Raw genomic sequence first — 18,804 nt, 5'->3', positions numbered from 1 at the left:
CCTCATGTCACACGGCCTGCTGCTCTTCGCCCATGGGGCCCGTGATGCGGCCTGGGCCCGCCCGTTCGAACAGGCGCGGGATCACATCACCGCCCAGCACGGGCCTGACACCCCGGTGGTGCTGGCCTTCCTGGAGTTCATGAGCCCCACGCTGCTGCAGGCCGGCGAGCAACTGGCCCGCCAAGGCTGCGACCAGGTCACCGTGGTGCCGCTGTTCCTGGGCGCGGGCGGGCATGTGCGCAAGGATCTGCCAGCGCTGATGGACCAGATCCGCCTGCGGCACCCCGGCACCACCTGGCGCCTGGCGCCGGCCGTGGGCGAGACCGACACCCTCGTGCGCGCCCTGGCCGATGCCGCCTGGCAACTGGCACACCCCCGCGAACAACCCGGGGCGGGAGGCGACGCCGCATGAACCTGCACCAGTTCCGCTTCGTGTGGGAGGCCGCCCGCCGCAACCTCAACCTCACCGAAACGGCCAAGGCCCTGCACACCTCGCAGCCCGGCATCTCCAAGGCCATCCTGGAGCTGGAAGAAGAGTTGGGGGTGGACATCTTCGTGCGGCACGGCAAGCGCCTCAAGCGCATCACCGAGCCAGGTGACAAGGTGCTGCAGGCCATCGACGTGATCCTGCGCGAGGTGAGCAACCTCAAGCGCATCGGCGCCGAATACGCCTTGCAGGATGCCGGCACCCTGTCGATCGCCACCACGCACACGCAGGCACGCTATGCGCTGCCCGAACCCGTGGCGGCGCTGCGCAAGCGCTTCCCGAAGGTGTCGATCAGCCTGCACCAGGGCACCCCCGAGCAGGTGGCCCGCATGGTGCTGGACGATGTGGCCGACGTGGGCCTTGCCACGGAATCACTGGCCAATTACGACGAGCTGGTCACGCTGCCCCTGTACGAATGGCAGCACGTGGCACTGATGCGCCACGACCACCCGCTGGCCGAGGTGCCCCGCCTGACGCTGGAGCAACTGGCTGCAGAGCCCCTGATCAGCTACCAGCCGTCTTTCGCGGGCCGTTCGCGCATCGACAAGGCCTTTGCGCAGCGCAACCTGACACCCCATGTGGTGCTAGAGGCCATCGATGCCGACATCATCAAGACCTACACCAAGCTGGGACTGGGCATCGGCCTGGTGGCCGACATGGTGGTGAAGGACGACCCCCTGTTCGCCCAAGGTGGCGAGCTGACCTGGCGCCCCGTGGGCCACCTGTTCGGCAGCAACGTGGCGCGCATCGCCTTCAAGCGCGGCAGCTACCTGCGCCAGTTCGTGCTGACCTTCACCGAACTGCTGTCGGAACGGCTCACCAAGCAACTGATCCTGCAGGCCCTGCAAGGGGCCGGCAACAGCACCACCGGGCCTGGCGCACAGACCACCGACAGTGATCAGGGTCTGTGAGCCACTGAGCAAGCACCGATTCGGTCAGCGCTTGTCCTGAGGCAGGTCCACGTGCTCGAAATCGATGGTGTTGCCGCCTGAGTGCTTGCTGCTGGCATGGGCTTCTTCATGCGAATCCACCAAGGCGCCACCATCGGATCCCGGGGGCACCGGATCGTCCAGCGACAGGTCCAGGCTCAGGCTTGGCGTGACCTCGGGCAAGGCCTTCACGGGCCGGGTGGCCATCAAGGGCTGCAGCATCGTCGGCACATCGACATCGCCATCCGCGTCGGCATCAGATGATTGCACCGGCAGCAGCAGATCGACGGGGGTGCGCTCACTGGATTCACGTTCGGACAGATCACGCGCCACGCCGTAGAGGAACAGCAGTTCACGGTAGGCCGGCAGATCGAAGGTTTCACTGCTGCCATCGGCGCGCGTGAGCGACACCTCGAGCACGTCCATCGCCTTGGCCGGCAAGGACCACAGGGACTGCAGGCGGTCGATCACGCCGGGATAGTCTTCCAGGGCATGGCCTTGCTGGAGATCTGACTCCCACGAGGGCGCGTAGGCGTTGAACTGGCTGTTGAACGTGCCACGCACCCGCTCGTAATCGTCACGGCGGTCCAGCCGCTGGTAGATCTCCAGCAGTTTCAGGTAAGGCAGCGGGCTGGCGCCGGCTGTGTTGTGCACATGGCCTTCGAGCAATTCGATGGCGGCATCGTCCTGACCCAGCACCACGAAGAACTCGGCCTGCTGCTCAAGGTCGATCAGCTCTTCGACCGTGATCTCGCGGGCTTCATGGGGCTCGGGCTTGATCAGCAGCGCGCGGCTGTTGGTGGTCGAACCACCTGCCACGGCCGCAGCAGCCACCGCCGTGGGCGTGACTACAGGGGTGGCTATCGGCTCGGCCACAGCGGGCGCGGCCTCGGCTGAAGGCTGCACCGCGCGCCTGGGCATGAACTCGGCCGCAGTGCGCGCCATCGCGGGTTCGGCCATGGCCGGCGCCTCAGGGGCTGACGCGGCAGAACCAGTGCCGCCACCATCGCCGGGCTCGCCTTGCCACCAGGTCGTCGGCGCATCGGCCTGCTGGCGGCGTTGACGTGAGAACAGCCAGGCCACCGCGGCGGCCAGCAATACGATCAGGGCCACCAGGGCATAGACCAACGGATGGCGCAGGCGTTGATCCTCGGCCTCGCGAACGCGTGCTTCCATGGCCGCCACACGGCTCTGTGCACCGCTGGACTCCTGCTGCAGGCGCGCCAGGCGCTGCTCGAGCTCCTGCATGCGCTGCCGGTCACGTGCCAGCTGTTCGGGCGACGAGTTCATGGCAGCCCACAGGGCCGCAGCCGCAGCCCGGCGCTCCTTCACCTCGGGCGCGTCGATGTCGGCCGCCAGGCTGCCCATGGCAGAGCTCATCAGCAGGTTGGGAATGACCAGGGCGTCGGCTTCAGTCGGGTCCAGCACCAGGCGTGCCGTCTCGGCCTTGGGAGCAGCCTTGCTGAGCGCCGGCTTGGCCGGCGTTGACGAGCGGTGGTCGGGCGATACCTTGAACGGCACCGTGGCGCTGCCCCCTGAGGCTCCTTCGGTGATCACGGCGTTGGCAGCGCTGTTGGGGCCCTTGCGGTTGACAGGCGCACGGGCTGCCTTGGGCGCACCAGACGACTTGGCTGTTCGGGATGAGGACCTCGCGCCTTCAACACTACCCGACGCACCAGCGCCACCACCCTGCACGGAGGCCGTGTCCAGCGCTGCCGAGGATGCATCTCCGCGTACGCCAACAGCCCCGCCATCAGGCAGATTGACCATGCCAGGCGGATCGGCGAACGCGACGAACTTGCGCGTGATCTTCGCCTTGCAACCAGCGCCCAGGTACACCGTCACCACGGGCTCATTGATGAGCGAGGTGGTCACCACACGCACGGTGCGCTCCGGGCCATCGCCTGGCAGCAGGGATGCCTTCACAGACAGCGAAGTCTGCTTGTCATCCCCAAAATAAACGTCAGCGGCCACACAATCGTCAGCGATGACCTCGCCAGCTTCAAGATGAAGCGGTACGGTCAGGCTGAGCGTCTCTCCCAAAACGGCGCGGCTGATAGAGCGCCCGAACCCCAGCGACATCGCAGATTCGGACAAACCCACCAGCGAGAGACCAACGACAATGGCCGCCGATACTCCTTTGAATTTCATCATATCGGTGCGGTTTTCTGCCAAGTTTTCACTCTAGCACGTCAAGTTACCCGTCTTTCTGATCATAAGCCCCCATTCACATCGAGAAACAGGAATCATCAGATCCGAGCCATGACGACCGAACTACTGACCGAACGCCAGGACACCGTCCTGGTCATGACCCTTTCCGGGCCCGCCACGCGCAATGCCCTGTCGCCACAGGTGTATGCAGCCGGTATCGAAACCCTGAACATGGCGGAATCCGATCCCACGGTCGCCGCCGTGATCGTCACCGGCGCTGGCGGACATTTCTGCGGTGGCGGGGATTTACAACGTTTGTCGCATAACCGTCAGCAGGATCCAAGCCAGCAGGCGGGCAACGTCGATGCGTTCCACCAATGGATCGAAGCCCTGCGGGCCTTTCCAAAGCCGGTGATTGCCGCGGTGGAGGGCGTGGCGGCTGGCGGTGGCCTGTCCGTGGCGCTGGCTTGCGACCTGCTGGTAGCCGCTGACAACGCGCGGTTCGTGAGCGCCTATGCCAAGGTGGGCCTGTCGACCGATGGCGGCAGCAGCTGGCATCTGGCGCGCCAGTTGCCGCGAGGCGTGGCCCTCAAGTGGCTGTGGACGGGGGGCGATGCCACCGCCCAACAGATGCAGCAGTGGGGGCTGGTCCACCAGATCGAGCCGGCCGGCACCGCGTTGCATGCGGCCCTGACCTTGGCCGAAGAGCTGGCCGCCACACCGATCAATGTGCTGTCCAGCCTGAAGGAATTGGTCAATGACGCGCCCCAGACGCCGCTCAGTGAGCACCTGGCCGCCGAGAAGCGCCATTTTCTGGTCAACCTGATGCGCCCGGAAGCAGGCGAAGCGATCGCTCGTTTCCTTCAGCGCAAGAAGAGCTGATCAGGCTGCGTCGACCAGCTTGCGAGCGGCCAGATCGAACAAGGCGGACACCAGCCGCAACTGGTTGACCTCGAGCTTGTCGCCCGACATGCGCACGGTCAGGATGCCGCGGTTGACAGTCATGACCGCCACCAACGCATCCGTCCACCACGATGCCGCAGCGGCGTCCAGGGCTGCGGCGAGCTCCGCATCCAGCCATTGCCTGGCCACGCCCTCAGCGTTGGACAGCATCAGGAAGCGGCGGCTGAGCACCGGGTGCTCGGCCAGCGCCACCTTGGTGTGCATGGCCAGCCAGCGCATCTCTTCAGGCAGGGTGTTGTCCACGCGGGTCTGCATGGCGTCGGTGAAGCGCTGGAACACATCGGATTCCAGGGTGTGCGCCAGCACCTTTGAGAGGAACAGGATCTGCACGTCCGCAGGGATGCCTGCGTCGAAGCGGAAACGCAGCTCCTGCGCCGGAAAGTAGGGGCGCTGGGCCGGGCCCCACTCCACCCGCCAGCCGGCCGTGGTGTCAACGACCACGCCGCCGGCCTGGCCGGACACGGTCTTGAGCTTGTGTCCCTCTTCCTTGGCCCAGGCAGCCAGCACGTGCTGGTCCTCACCCGCGGCCTGAGGCTGTCGCGCTCCGATCAAGCGCTTGAGTGCGTCCAACATCATTCAAGGACCCCGCTCTGGTTGCACGATGGCCTGCCAGGAGGGAGTCGAACCCCCGACCGCCTGCTTAGAAGGCAGGTGCTCTATCCAACTGAGCTACTGGCAGCGATCGTCGGAGTTTAATGGCTTTGCACCGCCCCGGGGCGTGAACGCTCTGCTCGCCAGCGTGACAACCACAGCGCATTGCCCACCACGCTCACCGAACTGAAGGCCATGGCCGCCCCGGCCAGCATGGGACTGAGCCCACCGGCCATGGCCAGCGGGATGCCGATCACGTTGTAGCCAAAGGCCCAGAACAGGTTCTGGCGGATCTTGGCCGAGGTGCGACGGGAAATGTCCACGGCGGCCGGCACCAGGCCGGGATCACCCCGCATCAGCGTGACACCTGCGGCATGCAGGGCCACATCGGTCGCCCCATGGGGATTGGCCATGGCCATGCCCACATCCGCCGCCGCCAGGGCGGGCGCATCGTTGATGCCGTCGCCCACCATGGCCACCACGCGCGCGCGGCCTTCCGAGTCGACCTTCAGAGCGCGCACTTGCGCAGCCTTGTCGGCCGGCAACACCTCTGCCAGCACCTGCCCGATTCCCAGCGCGCGACCCACCGTTTCAGCCGCGCCCCGGTTGTCGCCCGAGATCATCACGGTCTCGATGCCCAGCGCGTGCAGTTGCGCCACCGCCTCGGCGGCCTGGGGCTTGAGCTCGTCGCCAAAACCCAACAAGGCCAGCACCTGCCAGGCCTGCGCCTGACCATGCATGAGCCAGGATACCGATGCGCCTGTCGCCGCCAGCTCAGCAGCCTTCGACATCAGATCGGCGGGCCTGTCTCGCAGAGGCACCAGGGACTCCATCCAGCGTGTGCTGCCCAGGCGCCACTGCCGGCCCGACCAGTCCGCCAGCGCGCCACCAGACACCACCGCCTGCAGCCCTTGGCCAGGCACGGCCTGGACCTCGGTGGCATCCACCCCGACAGTGCCTTGCTCACAGGCCGCCACGACGGCCCGCGCCAGAGGATGCTCGCTGCCCGACTGCATGGCCGCCGCCACCTGCAGCACTTGTGATGAGCTCAAGTCAGCGCCGCCGATCACCTGCCAGTGCGTCAAGCGTGGCTGCCCAACCGTGAGCGTGCCGGTCTTGTCGAAGGCCACGACAGCGATGCGATGCGCCGTCTCCAGTGCTTCCGGGTCCTTGATGAGAATGCCCTGGCGTGCGGCAGCGCCTGTCCCGGCCATCAAGGCCGCCGGCGTGGCCAGGCCCAAGGCACAAGGACAGGCAATCACCAGCACGGCCACAGCACGCACCAGCGACGCCTCAATGCCCAGGCCCCACAGCCACCACCCCAGGCCGGTGGCGAGGGCAAGCAGCAGCACCGCCGGCACGAACACGGCCGACACGCGGTCCACCACGCGCTGGATGGGGGCCTTGCCCGCCTGGGCTTCAACGACGCTGCGGATGATGCCCGACAGCACGGTCTGGCCGCCCACCGCCGACACACGCATCAGCAAACGCCCTTCCCCATTGATCGAGCCACCTGTCAGGCGCTCACCGGATGTTCTGGCGATGGGCAAAGGCTCACCGGTGAGCATGGACTCATCGACATGGCTGCTGCCCTCAGTCACCACGCCATCGCTGGGCACGCGCTCACCGGGGCGCACCACCAGCATGTCGCCCACCACCACCTGCGCCAAGGGCACGAAGACCTCGCCCTGCGGGCCACGGCGAAGCACGGTGTCGGGGCGCAGGGCCTGCAAGGCGCGGATGGCCGCCGTGGTCTGGCGCTTGGCCCGCGCCTCCAGCGCCTTGCCCAGCAACACCAGCGTGATCACCACAGCCGAGGATTCGAAATACAGGTCCGGCATGGCACCATGGTCATGCCCGCGTGCCGCCACCCCAGTATGCGACCACCACACCCAGCACGACAGCCCCCAGGCGGCGGTCGTGCCCACCGCCACCAGTTGATCCATGTTGCCGCTGCGGTCCTTCAAGGCAGCCCAGCCTGCCTTGTAGAAGCGGGCCCCGAGGATGAACTGCACCGGCGTGGCCAGCGCGAACTGCAGCCAGGCCGGCCAGAAGTGGTGATCACCCCACAGCATGGGCAACACCAAGGGCACGCTGGCCAGCAAACCCAGGGTGACATGTCCCCACACGGACCAGCAAGTGGAGGTCTCGTCAGCCAGCGGCGCATCCGCGGCCTGCACATGCGCTTCATAGCCCGCCCTGGCCACGGCCTCCAGCAGGGCCGCCCGGGCATCGGCACCAGGGGCCAGCGTTTCGCCAAACCGAACCGACGCAGTCTCTGTCGCGAAGTTCACATCGGCCGACGCCACACCGGGCACCTTGCGCAGCGCACGTTCTACACGCGACACACAGGCCGCGCAGGTCATGCCTCGCACGGCCAGTTGCAGAGCGCCGCCTTCGGCCGGCAATGCGGTGGGTGATTCACTCATTTCGGGCTCTTTCCATGGCTCCATCAATGACGCCACTGTTGACCTTCACATCATGGCAAGGTCAATACTGCACGCAGAAAAGGAGAATCATCATGAGCACCCCGCAAACACATCAACTGAACGTCAAAGGCATGAGCTGCCAGCATTGCGTCAAGGCCGTCACCCAGGCGGTGCAGGCGCAGGATCCGCAAGCCACACTGGACGTCGATCTGCCCCAGGGGCGCGTGACCGTGCACACGGTGCTGCCCGCCGCAGCGGTGGCCCAGGCGATCAAGGAAGAAGGCTATGAGGTGGCAGGCACCTGACGCCAAGAACTGACGCCAGAAAACACGAAAGGGTCAGCAGATTTCTCTGCTGACCCTCGTGATTCTCTTGGTCGGGGCGGCGGGATTCGAACTCGCGACCCCTTGCACCCCATGCAAGTGCGCTACCAGGCTGCGCTACGCCCCGACGAAGACTTAGACTATAGCACGACTTTAGGCTGCTTTTGAAGGGCTTGTGTCTTTTTGCACCCACCATGCACCGCAAAGCGATGCGCCCCCACCACTCGGCTCAAGCCAGCAGGTCGCGGATGGACAGCAAGGCTTCGCGCAACTCGGCCGCTGCCTGGGGATGGCTGTGGGCCAGGGCCACCAGGTCAGGGCCCGTCCAGGACATATCCGGCGCCAGGGCCAGCTTGCCGGCAGCATCACCCGCTGCGGCAGGCAGTGCCCCACCTGCAGGTGCGTGATCCTGCAACTGGTTGCGCGCGCCGCTGATGGTGAAGCCCTGTTCGTACAGTAGCTCACGGATGCGGCGGATCAGCAGCACCTCATGGTGCTGGTAGTAGCGGCGGTTGCCGCGGCGCTTCATGGGCCGAAGTTGCGTGAACTCCTGCTCCCAGTAGCGCAGCACATAGGGCTTCACGCCACACAGCTCGCTCACTTCACCGATGGTGAAGTAACGCTTGGCCGGAATGGGAGGCAGGCTGCTCACCGGTGCCACGGCACCCGTGGGCACGCGCACTTCAGTGCGGGCCTCAGAGCGAGCCTCTGCCCTTCCGTCACGCCCGTCCCCACGCGACTCACCCTTGGCATCCGTCCGGGCCAAGGCCTTTGACGCTGCGCGCGGCGACGCCACGCCCTGCGATGACGCGGGCATGGGTGAATCCGAACGCGGCGGTGATTCTTGCTCTGTGCGTTCCATGGGCTTGGGCAGGGAGGTAAAAATCCCCGGGTCATCAGGACGATGAGCCAGGGACTTCAAACTTTACTCCAAGTCGTCTTCGGAGGGAACATCTCCCTGCACCATGCTTTTGAGCTTCTGGCTGGCATGGAAGGTCACCACCTGGCGGGCCTTGATGGGAATGGCCTCGCCCGTGCGGGGATTTCGGCCAGGCCGGGGGGCCTTCTGGCGGATCTGGAAGTTGCCGAATCCCGACAGCTTCACATCGGTGCCCTGAACGAGCGACCCATGCACCAGCTCGAAGAAGGCCTCGACCATGTCCTTGGACTCACGCTTGTTCAGGCCCAGGCGCTCGAACAGCATGTCCGAGAGTTCGGCCTTGGTCAGCGTCGGTGTCTCCAGCGTGGCCGGCAGCAGCACCGTCAGGTCACGGATCTTGTCGTTCATCTTTCAGGCCCTCCCCTTGGCCGTCACGCACGCACGCGGGCGCCGACGCCCTGCGACAGGGCCGACACCACCGAGGCCATGCAGGCTTCGATGCGCTCGTCCGTCAGTGTCTGCTCGTCGTCGCGCAGCTCCACGCGCACGGCGAGGCTGCGTTCATTTTCGGCAATGCCGGCCACCGGTGTCTTGGGCTTGTAGATGTCGAACAGACGCGCGCCACGAACCAGGCCGTCGGCCGGGGCCTGCACGATGGCCGTGATCAGCGAATCATGCGTGGTGGCATCGTTCACCACCAGGGCCAGATCGCGGAACACCGACTGCATCTTGGGCACGGACGTGAAGGCCGGCACCACACGGGTGACCAAGGCCTGCGCGTCCAGTTCGAACAGCACAGGGGCCTGCGGCAGGTCGTAGGCCTGGCGCCACTGCGGATGCAGCTCGCCGATGAAGCCCACGGGCTGGCCGTCCAGCTCCACACGGGCACAGCGGCCCGGATGGAAGGCCGGGTGCTCGGCCGCCACGAAGCGCGGCTGGCGCGGCGCCAGCAAGGCCTCGACATCACCCTTCACATCGAAGAAGTCCACCGGGCGCGAGGCCGCGCCCCATTGGGCGGCGTCGGCTGGACCATAGGCCAGGCCACTGACGCGAACGGGCTGGTCGAAACCGGCCACGGTCTGATCGCCATCCTGCACGCTGGCATCGCGCTTGAACACACGGCCGATCTCGAACACACGCACGCGGTCGGCCTTGCGCGACAGGTTCGTGCGCAGCACCTCGACCAGGCTGCCGATCAGGCTGGAGCGCATCACAGACAAGGGGCTGGCGATGGGGTTGAGCACGCGGATCGGATCGGCATTGCCGGCCAGTTCGCGCTCCCAGCGCTCTTCGACGAAGCTGAAGGTGATCGCCTCTTGATAGCCACGCGCGGCCACGGCACGGCGCACGGCATACAGGCCACGCTGGCGCTCGGGGCGGACACGGCTGGTCACCGGGGCCTTGGGCGCACGCTGGGGCAGCTTGTCGAAGCCGATCACGCGCACCACTTCTTCGATCAGGTCTTCCTCGATCTGGATGTCGAAGCGCCAGCTCGGGGGGTTCACGATCAGGTTGGTGTCGTGCTTGAGCGCCTGGGTGGTGTAGTGCAGGCCCAGGTGGTGGAACACGGTCTGGCAATCGACCAGCGACACGGGCATGCCGATCACGCGCTGGGCGCGCGACAGGCGCATGGTCACGGGCTTGCGCTCGGGCAGTTGCAGGTGCTGATCGTCCAGCGGGCCGGCCTCGCCACCGCAGATGTCCAGGATCAGCTGGGTGATGTGCTCGATGTACTGGGCCGTGGGCGCCGGGTCCACGCCGCGCTCGTAGCGGTGCGAGGCATCGGTGGAGAAGTTGTAGCGGCGCGCGCGGCCGGCAATCGCCTTGGGCCACCAGAAGGCGGCCTCCAGGTAGATGTTGCGCGTGTCGTCGCCCACCGAGGTGGCATCGCCGCCCATGATGCCGGCCAGCGATTCGACCTGCGATTCATCGGCGATCACGCCCACCTGCTCATCGAGCGTGATGGTCTGGCCGTTGAGCAGCTTGAGCGTTTCGCCCGCGCGGCCCCAGCGCACCGTCAGCCCGCCATGGATCTTGTCCAGGTCGAACACGTGCGAGGGCTGGCCCAGCTCGAACATCACGTAGTTGGAGATGTCCACCAGGGCGGACACCGAACGCTGGCCGCAACGCGCGAGGCGCTCGACCATCCATGCCGGCGTCGGGGCTTGGGGGTTCACGCCACGGATCACGCGGCCACCGAAACGGCCGCACAGATCCTGGGACTGCACCGACACCTTCAGGCCATCGTCGATCGAGGGCTTGACGGCGGCGATGGTGGGCAGCACCAGGGGCGCGCCCGTCAAAGCCGACACCTCGCGAGCGATGCCCGCCACGCTGAGGCAATGCGCCAGGTTGGGCGTGAGCTTGAGCGTGAACAGGGTGTCGTCCAGCTTGAGGTGCGTGCGGATGCTCTCGCCCACCGGCGCGTCATCGGCCAGGATATGCAGGCCGTTCGATTCTTCAGAGACACCCAGCTCGCGGGCCGAGCACAGCATGCCCTGGCTCTCGACGCCACGCAGCTTGCCCAGCTTGATCTTGAAGGGCTTGCCATCGGCACCGGGGGGCAGTTCGGCACCCACGGTGGCGCAAGGCACCTTGATGCCCGGACGCACATTGGGTGCGCCGCAGACGATCTGCAGCACCGCGCCGGTGCCCGCATCCACCTTGCAGACGTTCAGGCGATCGGCATCGGGGTGGCGGGCCACCTCCAGCACCTGGGCCACGACCACGCCGGTGAAGGGCGGGGCCACGGGCTCCAGCTCCTCCACCTCCAGCCCGGCCATGGTCAGCAGGTTGGCCAGTTGCTGGGTGTCGAGGTCGGGGTTGCAGAAACTGCGCAGCCAGGACTCGGGGAATTGCATGGACGGGATCCTCGGGAATCTTCTTTAAACGGTTCTTCAGGCAGACGGCGCGGCATCGAAGTCGGCATCCAGCACCACGCGGTAGCGGGCCTTGCCGGCGCGCAGGTGGTCCAGCGCGTCATTGATGCGGCTCATCGGGTAATGCTCGGTCTGCGGCTCGATGCCATGGCGCGCGGCGAACTCGAGCATGGTGTCGATGTCCTGGCGCGAGCCCGTGGGCGAGCCCGACACGCTGCGCTGCCCACCGATCAGCGGGAAGGCCTCGACCTCCATCGGCTGCGGCAGGATGCCGACCAGGTGCAGGCGGCCATTGGGCGCCAGCGTGCCCATCAGCGCCTTCCAGTTGAGCATCACGTTCACGGTCACCAGCACCATGTCCAGGCGGCCGGCCACCTGCTTCATGGCCTTGGCGTCCACGCTGGACACCACCTGGTGCGCGCCCAGTTGCAGGGCCTCGTCACGCTTGGAATCGCTCGACGTGAAGGCCGTGACCTCGCAACCCCAGGCCCGCGCGAACTTCAGCGCCAGATGGCCCAGGCCACCGATGCCAACCACGCCCACGCGGTGCGTCGGTTTGATGCCGAAGTTCAGGAAAGGCGAGAACACGGTGATGCCACCGCACAGCAGCGGACCGGCCTTGGCCGGATCCAGCCCCGCGGGGATCGGGCACACCCACAGCCAATGTGCACGCACACGTTCGGCAAAACCACCGTGGTGGCCGACGATGGTCGGGCGCCCGGCACGGCACAGCTGCGGCTCGCCATTGAGGCAGCTGCGGCAAGCCATGCAGGATTCGGCCATCCAGCCCAGGCCCACGCGCTGGCCAACCTTCAGGCCGCGCGTGTTCGGACCCAGGGCCAGCACCGTGCCGACCACTTCATGGCCGCCCACGATCGGGAAATTCGAGAAGCCCCACTCGTTGTCGATCAGGGACAGGTCCGAGTGGCACAGGCCGCTGTGCTCGACGCGGATCTCGACCTCTTCGGCGCCCAGCGGGCCCGGGTCGTACTCGAAGTTCACCAGGGGCTTGGAGGCTTCCTGGGCAGCCCAGGCGCGGATGTGGGTGGTGCTCATGGGGATGTTCTTCTCTTTCGGTCAGGCGGCGATCACTGGAACTGCTGCAGGAAGCGCAGGTCGCCTTCGTAGAACAGGCGCAGATCGTTCACGCCATAGCGCAGCATGGTCAGGCGGTCCGGGCCCAGACCGAAAGCGAAGCCGATGTACTGCTCCGGGTCGAGCCCGAAGTTGCGGACCACATTGGGGTGCACCTGCCCTGCCCCGCCCACTTCCAGCCAGCGCCCCTTGAGCGGGCCGCTGCTGAAGGCGATGTCCACCTCGGCCGAGGGCTCGGTGAACGGGAAGAACGAGGGGCGGAAGCGGATCTCCAGATCGTCCGTCTCGAAGAAGGTGCTGAAGAAATCGCCCAGCACGGCCTTGAGGTCGGCGAAGCTGACCGACTCGCCGATCCACAGGCCTTCGCACTGGTGAAACATCGGCGAGTGGGTGGCATCGCTGTCGACGCGATACGTGCGACCGGGTGCGATCACGCGGATCTCGGGCATGCGTTCGCCCTGGGCGATCAGATCGGCGTGGCGCTTGACATGCTGAACCGCGTAGCGCACCTGCATGGGGCTGGTGTGCGTGCGCAGCAGGTGGCCACCCTCGACATAGAAGGTGTCGTGCATGGACCGCGCGGGATGGTCTTCCGGCGTGTTCAGTGCGGTGAAGTTGAACCAGTCGGCCTCGATCTCGGGGCCGTCGGCCACGTCAAAACCCATGGAGCCGAAGATGCCCTCGATGCGCTCGATGCTGAGCGACACCGGGTGCAGACCACCTTCGCCACGGCGGCGGCCAGGCAGGGTCACATCCAGTTTTTCAGCCTGCAGTTGCTGCGCCAGTTCGGCATCGGCCAGGGCCTGGCGGCGGGCGTTCAAGGCCGCCTCGACCTGCTGCTTGGCCTGGTTGATGGCCGCGCCCCGGGTCTTCTTCTCTTCGGGGCTGAGGGCACCCATGCCCTTGAGCAAATCGGTCACGCTGCCGGACTTGCCCAGGAAACGCGCCTTGGCGTTCTCGAGGTCGGCGGGCGTGAGGGCTGCGGCAAAAGCTTCCTGGGCCGATTGCACCAGGGCCTGCAGGTCGCTTGGCTGGTCGTTCATGGTCTTGTGTCGAAAAAAAAGGCCAACGAACCGTTGGCCTTTGAGTCACCGGCCTGGCCGTCCGAGGCGAACCTCGGCCGGCGCGGGCCGGAGCAGCATCTTTTGCTGCCCGCTTGAAAAAATCAAGCAGCCAGTTGAGCCTTGGCCTTTTCAACGATGCTGGCAAATGCAGCGGGGTCGTTGACGGCGAGGTCAGCCAGCACCTTGCGGTCGATCTCGATCGACGCCTTCTTGATACCGGCGATGAGCTTGCTGTAAGTCAGGCCCAGTGCACGGCTACCGGCGTTGATACGAGCGATCCACAGGCGGCGGAATTCGCGCTTCTTGGCGCGGCGGTCACGGTAGGCATATTGCCCGGCCTTCATGACCGCCTGTTTGGCGATGCGATAGACGTTCTTGCGGCGACCACGGAAACCCTTGGCCAGGGCGAGAACTTTTTTATGACGAGCGCGGGCTGTTACACCACGTTTGACGCGAGGCATGGATGACTCCTTCGGCGTTGAAACCTAAAACCAGAAATTCGAGACGTGTGCGATCCGGTCGGCCAATTACAGGCCGGCGAAAGGCAGCATCTGGGCAACGTGGCCCAGGTTGGTCTCGTGCACGTTGGCGGCGCCACGCAATTGGCGCTTGGTCTTCGTGGACTTCTTGGTCAGGATGTGGCGCTTGAAGGCATGGCCGCGCTTGACGGTACCACCCGGACGCACGCGAAAACGCTTCTTGGCGCTGCTCTTGGTCTTCATTTTGGGCATGTTCTGCTCCTTTTAGTTTGTTCCTGCCAGGCGTCGCGAAACTTCTTCGCGCCTTGATGGCCCCCAGGAACTTATCAAGTGCCGATGAAGGCACTTGTCCGTGGAAGGCGGCGACCAAACCACCAACCAGGCTTCGCTCACCCAGAAAAAATCTGGGCGAAGCTCGCATTCTACGACGGCCGAAGCCGTCTGTGCATCACTTTTTCTTCTTCGGGCCGAGCACCATGATCATCTGGCGACCTTCCAGCTTGGGCATGTTCTCGACAACGGAGACATCCGTCAGGTCATCGCGAACACGCTCGAGCAGGCGCATGCCGAACTCTTGGTGGGTGATCTCGCGGCCGCGGAAGCGCAGCGTAACCTTGCCCTTGTCGCCTTCTTCCAGGAAGCGGCGCAGGTTGCGCAGCTTGATCTGGTAGTCGCCTTCGTCCGTGCCGGGACGGAATTTGACTTCCTTGACTTCAATGACCTTCTGCTTCTGCTTGGCGTCGTGCGCCTTCTTCTGCTCTTGATACTTGAACTTGCCATAGTCCATCAGGCGGCAGACAGGAGGATCCGCGGTCGCGGCGATCTCGACCAGATCCACATCCGCCTCAGCAGACATGCGCAAGGCGTCCTGAATGCTGACGATGCCCAGGGGCTCGTTCTCGACGCCATTCAGGCGGACTTCAAGAGCAGTGATTTCACGGTTCAGCCGATGCTTGCGCTCATCGTTGCGCGTACGGCGGTCAAAGAAGTTAGCGATGTCGAATTCCTTCAGGCCACGGCTGCCCGGCGGCAACCGCACCAGTTAACAATGTTCACGCGCCCAGTCAACGCCGGTTGGAACGTGCTTGGCCGTTACGGCACAGGCAAAGCACGCTCCCGCCTCAGGCCTTGCTGACGATGTCTTGAGAGATCTTCTGGGAGAAGTCATCGAGTGACATCACACCGAGGTTCTGGTTGCCCCGGGCGCGCACGGCGACGGTGCCATCAGCCTTCTCCTTGTCACCGACAACGATGAAGTACGGCACCTTCTGCAACGAATGCTCGCGGATTTTATAGGTAATTTTCTCGTTTCGCAAATCAAGCTGGACCCTAAGTCCTTGTTTTTGCAGTGATTTGGTAATTTCCTGGGCGTAATCCGCCTGCGCGTCGGTGATATTGAGCACCACCGCCTGCACCGGCGCCAGCCAAATCGGCAGGGCGCCAGCGTGTTGCTCGATCAGGATCCCGATGAAACGCTCGAGGCTGCCCAGGATGGCGCGGTGCAGCATCACGGGGTGGCGGCGCTCGCTGGTATCGGCCACGTACTCGGCTCCCAGGCGTTGCGGCATGGAGAAATCGACCTGGATGGTGCCGCACTGCCAGTGGCGCCCCAGGGCGTCCTTCAGCGTGTACTCGATCTTCGGACCATAGAAGGCCCCATCGCCCGGAGCAATGGTGAACTCGCTGTTCGTGGCGCGCAGGCTTTCCATCAGGGCCTGCTCGGCCTTGTCCCACACCTCGTCGGAACCGATGCGCTGCGCCGGGCGCGTGGCCACCTTGTAGATGATGTCGGTGAAGCCGAAGTCCTTGTAGACGGCCTGCAGCAGCGCCGTGAAATCCACGCATTCCTGCAGGATCTGATCTTCGGTGCAGAAGACATGGCCGTCGTCCTGCGTGAAGCCGCGCACGCGCATGATGCCGTGCAGGCCACCCGTGGGCTCGTTGCGGTGGCACTGGCCGAATTCGCCGTAGCGGATGGGCAGATCGCGGTAGCTCTTGATGCCCTGGTTGAAGATCAGGATGTGGCCAGGGCAGTTCATCGGCTTGAGCGCGTAGTCGCGCTTTTCCGATTCCGTCGTGAACATGTTCTCGCGGTACTTGTCCCAGTGGCCGGTCTTCTCCCACAGCGTCTTGTCGAGGATCTGCGGGCCCTTGACCTCCTGGTAGCCGTTGTCGCGGTAGACCCCGCGCATGTACTGCTCCACCGCTTGCCACACCGTCCAGCCCTTGGGGTGCCAGAACACCACGCCCGGCGCGTGTTCGTCGATGTGGAACAGGTCCAGCTCGCGGCCCAGTTTGCGGTGGTCGCGCTTCTCGGCTTCTTCCAGGCGGTGCAGGTACTGCTGCAGATCGTCCTTGGTGGTCCAGGCCGTGCCGTAGACGCGCTGCAACTGCTCGTTGCGGTGGTCACCGCGCCAATAGGCACCCGCAACCTTCATCAGCTTGAAGTGCTTGAGCTTGCCCGTGCTCGGCACGTGCGGGCCGCGGCACAGGTCGGTGAAAGCGCCTTCGCTGTAGAGCGACACATCCTGGTCCGCCGGGATGCTCTCGATGATCTCGGCCTTGTAGTGCTCACCCAGGCTCTTGAAATAGGCCACAGCCTCATCGCGCGGCAGCACGCGGCGCTCGACCTTCTCGTCCTTCTTGGCCAGCTCGGCCATCTTCTTTTCGATGGCCTCCAGATCTTCGGGCGTGAACGGACGCTTGTAGGCAAAGTCGTAGTAAAAGCCGTCTTCGATGGTCGGGCCGATGGTGACCTGCGCCTCAGGGAAGAGCTCTTTCACGGCGTAGGCCAGCAAGTGCGCAGTGGAGTGACGGATCACGTCCAGGCCGTCGGCATCCTTCTCCGTGATGATGGCCAGGGGCGTGTCAGCCTCGATGCGGTAGCTGGTGTCGACCAGGCGCGCGGCATCGCCCTGCCCGACACGGCCAGCCAATGCGGCCTTGGCCAGCCCGGCACCAATGGAGGCCGCGACCTCACCGACGGTCACGGGGCCGGGAAACTCACGCTTGGAACCGTCGGGCAACTGAATCGAAATCATGGTGTTCTGCCTGTTGAATGAAGTGCGCGGACAACAAAAAAGCGCGGGGAGCGCCGCGCTTTCTGTGTAGGTAGGAAGGAATGCGAAAGCAGCGGCCAGCCGACTAGACCTCGGTCGAGGTGAAGGGGGTGGTCGGAGTTCGCGGTGTCATAACCAGAGATGCCTTTCCCGTTCCTTACCGTTGCACAGCGGCGAGGCATGCACAACATGCGACGCTCTTTGGTATTGTAGCCGCCCGTGCGATTTGATGTCGCATGGCCGCGACAGCCAGGCTCACGGAGCCTGCCCACTGCAGCGGGACAAGACCAAGACAAGAAGGAAGGTGGAGGCGCGGCCCGGAGTCGAACCGGGCTAGACGGATTTGCAATCCGTTGCATAACCGCTTTGCTACCGCGCCGCTGGTGCCAGCACCCCAGCAGCAAGCTGGGGCCCGTGGATCCTGATTCGAAAAAGGGAAGCCAACTTGGCGTTGGCTTCCCTTTTGAAGAAGCTGGAGCGGGATAAGAGACTCGAACTCTCGACCTATACCTTGGCAAGGTATCGCTCTACCAACTGAGCTAATCCCGCATACCTTCGTGGGCCTGATACTGCCTTGTTGGCGACTTGGTTGTTGCCAAGCAGCGATCAGCGAAGACCTAGACTATACACCGGATTCAAACCGCATTGCAAGTCACGGCAAAAATTTTCGAGCCGTTCGCCGCTACACTGTGCCCGTGCCCCGGTGGTGAAATTGGTAGACACTGCGGACTTAAAATCCGCCGCTTCCTGAGAAGGGGCGTGCCGGTTCGATCCCGGCCCGGGGCACCATGAGCGCCCCCTGCCCTGGCCCCGCTCACACCTGCAGTTCGCTCTCCTGGCCAGCATCCACCCGATGCTTGAAGGCCTTCACACGGGCCTGCCAGCGCTGAGCATCACGGGAGCCGCTGCCAGCCATGCGCGTCAGCAGATGCGTCAACACCAGGGCCCCGATCAGCGACACCCCCAGCAGCAGCAGGTACAGGCTGACCAGCCCGGCGAAGTTGTGCTTGTTGTTCAGGGCGCGGGCAATACCCAGGAAGCAGGCGAAGATCCAGCTGCTGGAACTGATGGCCGCCATCAGCACCAGGACCGCACGCTGATGAGGCATGGCATCGCAGAGGCGCGCCCCCCGCTGGATCGCGCCGAAAGCGAACCGATGCAGGAACCAGCCATTGACGGTGAGTGTGACCACCACCATCACCTTGAGCCACAGCTTCTGATTGAGCAGGTAGGCCGGATCGCTCAGGTAACCCTGCAGACAGATCGCCAGGCCGGACACCCACAGCACGATCAGCGACGCACTGACAACGGATTTGGCACTGTGGATGCGGTCCACCGCCTTGCGGCTGAGCGTGCTGGTGTAGTACGAGAGGATGAGAAAGTCGGTTCGAAGAATCGTTGCCACGGCGACCGCGCTGGCAAAGAAATGCACGAAGACCAACATCATTTTCAGGATGTCATTGACTGCCATGATG

The 18,804-nt window shown here is 64.9% G+C and carries 17 protein-coding genes and 5 tRNA genes; 5 read left to right on the top strand and 17 right to left on the bottom strand.

The window, feature by feature from the left end:
- Positions 1–4 precede the first annotated feature (4 nt).
- Together EIP75_RS11740 and EIP75_RS11735 are read left to right on the top strand one after the other, a co-directional pair.
- Complete coding sequence (locus tag EIP75_RS11740; protein WP_125243457.1) at positions 5–412, top strand: sirohydrochlorin chelatase; 408 nt, start codon at positions 5–7, stop codon at positions 410–412.
- Entirely contained in the window at positions 409–1,398 is a 990-nt protein-coding gene (locus EIP75_RS11735) for a CysB family HTH-type transcriptional regulator (protein ID WP_125243456.1), read from the top strand. Before EIP75_RS11740 ends, EIP75_RS11735 begins: the two co-directional genes overlap by 4 nt.
- Positions 1,399–1,422: 24 nt before the next feature.
- Here EIP75_RS11735 and EIP75_RS11730 read toward each other — a convergent pair whose 3' ends face one another.
- Complete coding sequence (locus tag EIP75_RS11730) at positions 1,423–3,342, bottom strand: hypothetical protein (protein WP_125243455.1); 1,920 nt, start codon at positions 3,340–3,342, stop codon at positions 1,423–1,425.
- 336 nt (positions 3,343–3,678) lie between these two features.
- On the opposite strand from EIP75_RS11730, the gene EIP75_RS11725 reads away from it, so the two are divergent.
- Complete coding sequence (locus tag EIP75_RS11725; protein WP_125243454.1) at positions 3,679–4,449, top strand: oxepin-CoA hydrolase, alternative type; 771 nt, start codon at positions 3,679–3,681, stop codon at positions 4,447–4,449.
- On the opposite strand, the gene EIP75_RS11720 is transcribed toward EIP75_RS11725, so the two are convergent.
- The 3 genes from EIP75_RS11720 to EIP75_RS11710 all read right to left on the bottom strand — a co-directional run bounded on the left by EIP75_RS11720 (position 4,450) and on the right by EIP75_RS11710 (position 7,550).
- A complete protein-coding gene (locus tag EIP75_RS11720; protein ID WP_125243453.1) occupies positions 4,450–5,106 on the bottom strand; it encodes a hypothetical protein in 657 nt (218 codons plus the stop codon). It abuts the gene before it with no gap.
- Positions 5,107–5,132: 26 nt separating this feature from the next.
- Positions 5,133–5,209: transfer RNA gene (locus EIP75_RS11715), tRNA-Arg, on the bottom strand.
- 13 nt (positions 5,210–5,222) lie between these two features.
- The gene (locus EIP75_RS11710; protein WP_233584813.1) at positions 5,223–7,550 is read right to left on the bottom strand and encodes a heavy metal translocating P-type ATPase; all 2,328 of its coding nucleotides are present in this window, start codon (positions 7,548–7,550) and stop codon (positions 5,223–5,225) included.
- Positions 7,551–7,642: 92 nt separating this feature from the next.
- Here EIP75_RS11710 and EIP75_RS11705 point away from each other — a divergent pair, with 92 nt between their 5' ends.
- Positions 7,643–7,855 carry a heavy-metal-associated domain-containing protein gene (locus EIP75_RS11705; RefSeq protein ID WP_125243452.1) on the top strand — a complete coding sequence of 71 codons (213 nt, stop codon included), beginning with the start codon at positions 7,643–7,645 and terminating at the stop codon, positions 7,853–7,855.
- A 68-nt stretch (positions 7,856–7,923) separates the two neighbouring features.
- On the opposite strand, the gene EIP75_RS11700 is transcribed toward EIP75_RS11705, so the two are convergent.
- The 12 genes from EIP75_RS11700 to EIP75_RS11645 form a co-directional block, all read right to left on the bottom strand.
- Positions 7,924–8,000: transfer RNA gene (locus tag EIP75_RS11700), tRNA-Pro, on the bottom strand.
- 102 nt (positions 8,001–8,102) lie between these two features.
- Positions 8,103–8,525: a MerR family transcriptional regulator gene (locus tag EIP75_RS11695; RefSeq protein ID WP_125243615.1), complete on the bottom strand. Its 423-nt coding sequence runs from the start codon at positions 8,523–8,525 to the stop codon at positions 8,103–8,105.
- A gap of 273 nt (positions 8,526–8,798) precedes the next feature.
- Complete coding sequence (locus EIP75_RS11690; RefSeq protein ID WP_125243451.1) at positions 8,799–9,161, bottom strand: integration host factor subunit alpha; 363 nt, start codon at positions 9,159–9,161, stop codon at positions 8,799–8,801.
- A 23-nt stretch (positions 9,162–9,184) separates the two neighbouring features.
- Complete coding sequence (pheT, locus tag EIP75_RS11685) at positions 9,185–11,614, bottom strand: phenylalanine--tRNA ligase subunit beta (protein ID WP_125243450.1); 2,430 nt, start codon at positions 11,612–11,614, stop codon at positions 9,185–9,187.
- A 36-nt stretch (positions 11,615–11,650) separates the two neighbouring features.
- Positions 11,651–12,688 (bottom strand): NADPH-dependent aldehyde reductase Ahr, encoded by a 1,038-nt coding sequence (gene ahr / locus EIP75_RS11680; protein ID WP_125243449.1) that lies wholly within the window; start codon positions 12,686–12,688, stop codon positions 11,651–11,653.
- A gap of 32 nt (positions 12,689–12,720) precedes the next feature.
- Entirely contained in the window at positions 12,721–13,770 is a 1,050-nt protein-coding gene (gene pheS, locus EIP75_RS11675) for a phenylalanine--tRNA ligase subunit alpha (RefSeq protein WP_125243448.1), read from the bottom strand.
- A gap of 122 nt (positions 13,771–13,892) precedes the next feature.
- On the bottom strand, positions 13,893–14,252 hold the full coding sequence (gene rplT, locus EIP75_RS11670; protein WP_125243447.1) for a 50S ribosomal protein L20: 360 nt from the start codon (positions 14,250–14,252) through the stop codon (positions 13,893–13,895).
- 66 nt (positions 14,253–14,318) lie between these two features.
- Positions 14,319–14,522 carry a 50S ribosomal protein L35 gene (rpmI, locus tag EIP75_RS11665; RefSeq protein ID WP_125243446.1) on the bottom strand — a complete coding sequence of 68 codons (204 nt, stop codon included), beginning with the start codon at positions 14,520–14,522 and terminating at the stop codon, positions 14,319–14,321.
- 196 nt (positions 14,523–14,718) lie between these two features.
- Positions 14,719–15,282, bottom strand: a complete 564-nt coding sequence (gene infC, locus EIP75_RS11660; RefSeq protein ID WP_420797164.1) for a translation initiation factor IF-3 — start codon at positions 15,280–15,282, stop codon at positions 14,719–14,721.
- Positions 15,283–15,391: 109 nt separating this feature from the next.
- Positions 15,392–17,311 carry a threonine--tRNA ligase gene (thrS, locus tag EIP75_RS11655; protein WP_125243445.1) on the bottom strand — a complete coding sequence of 640 codons (1,920 nt, stop codon included), beginning with the start codon at positions 17,309–17,311 and terminating at the stop codon, positions 15,392–15,394.
- A gap of 323 nt (positions 17,312–17,634) precedes the next feature.
- A tRNA-Cys gene (locus tag EIP75_RS11650) sits at positions 17,635–17,708 on the bottom strand.
- A gap of 94 nt (positions 17,709–17,802) precedes the next feature.
- A tRNA-Gly gene (locus tag EIP75_RS11645) sits at positions 17,803–17,878 on the bottom strand.
- Between the two features lie 148 nt (positions 17,879–18,026).
- Between EIP75_RS11645 and EIP75_RS11640 the strand changes: the two genes are divergently transcribed.
- Positions 18,027–18,118: transfer RNA gene (locus EIP75_RS11640), tRNA-Leu, on the top strand.
- A gap of 25 nt (positions 18,119–18,143) precedes the next feature.
- Here the strand turns inward: EIP75_RS11640 and EIP75_RS11635 are convergent.
- On the bottom strand, positions 18,144–18,800 hold the full coding sequence (locus EIP75_RS11635; protein WP_125243444.1) for a DUF2214 domain-containing protein: 657 nt from the start codon (positions 18,798–18,800) through the stop codon (positions 18,144–18,146).
- Positions 18,801–18,804: the final 4 nt, after the last annotated feature.

The sequence above is a fragment of the Aquabacterium soli genome (assembly GCF_003933735.1).
Taxonomy (GTDB): Bacteria; Pseudomonadota; Gammaproteobacteria; order Burkholderiales; family Burkholderiaceae_C; genus Aquabacterium; species Aquabacterium soli.
The sequence above is the reverse complement of the archived record's forward strand: the minus strand, read 5'-3'. Positions and strand labels throughout refer to the sequence as shown.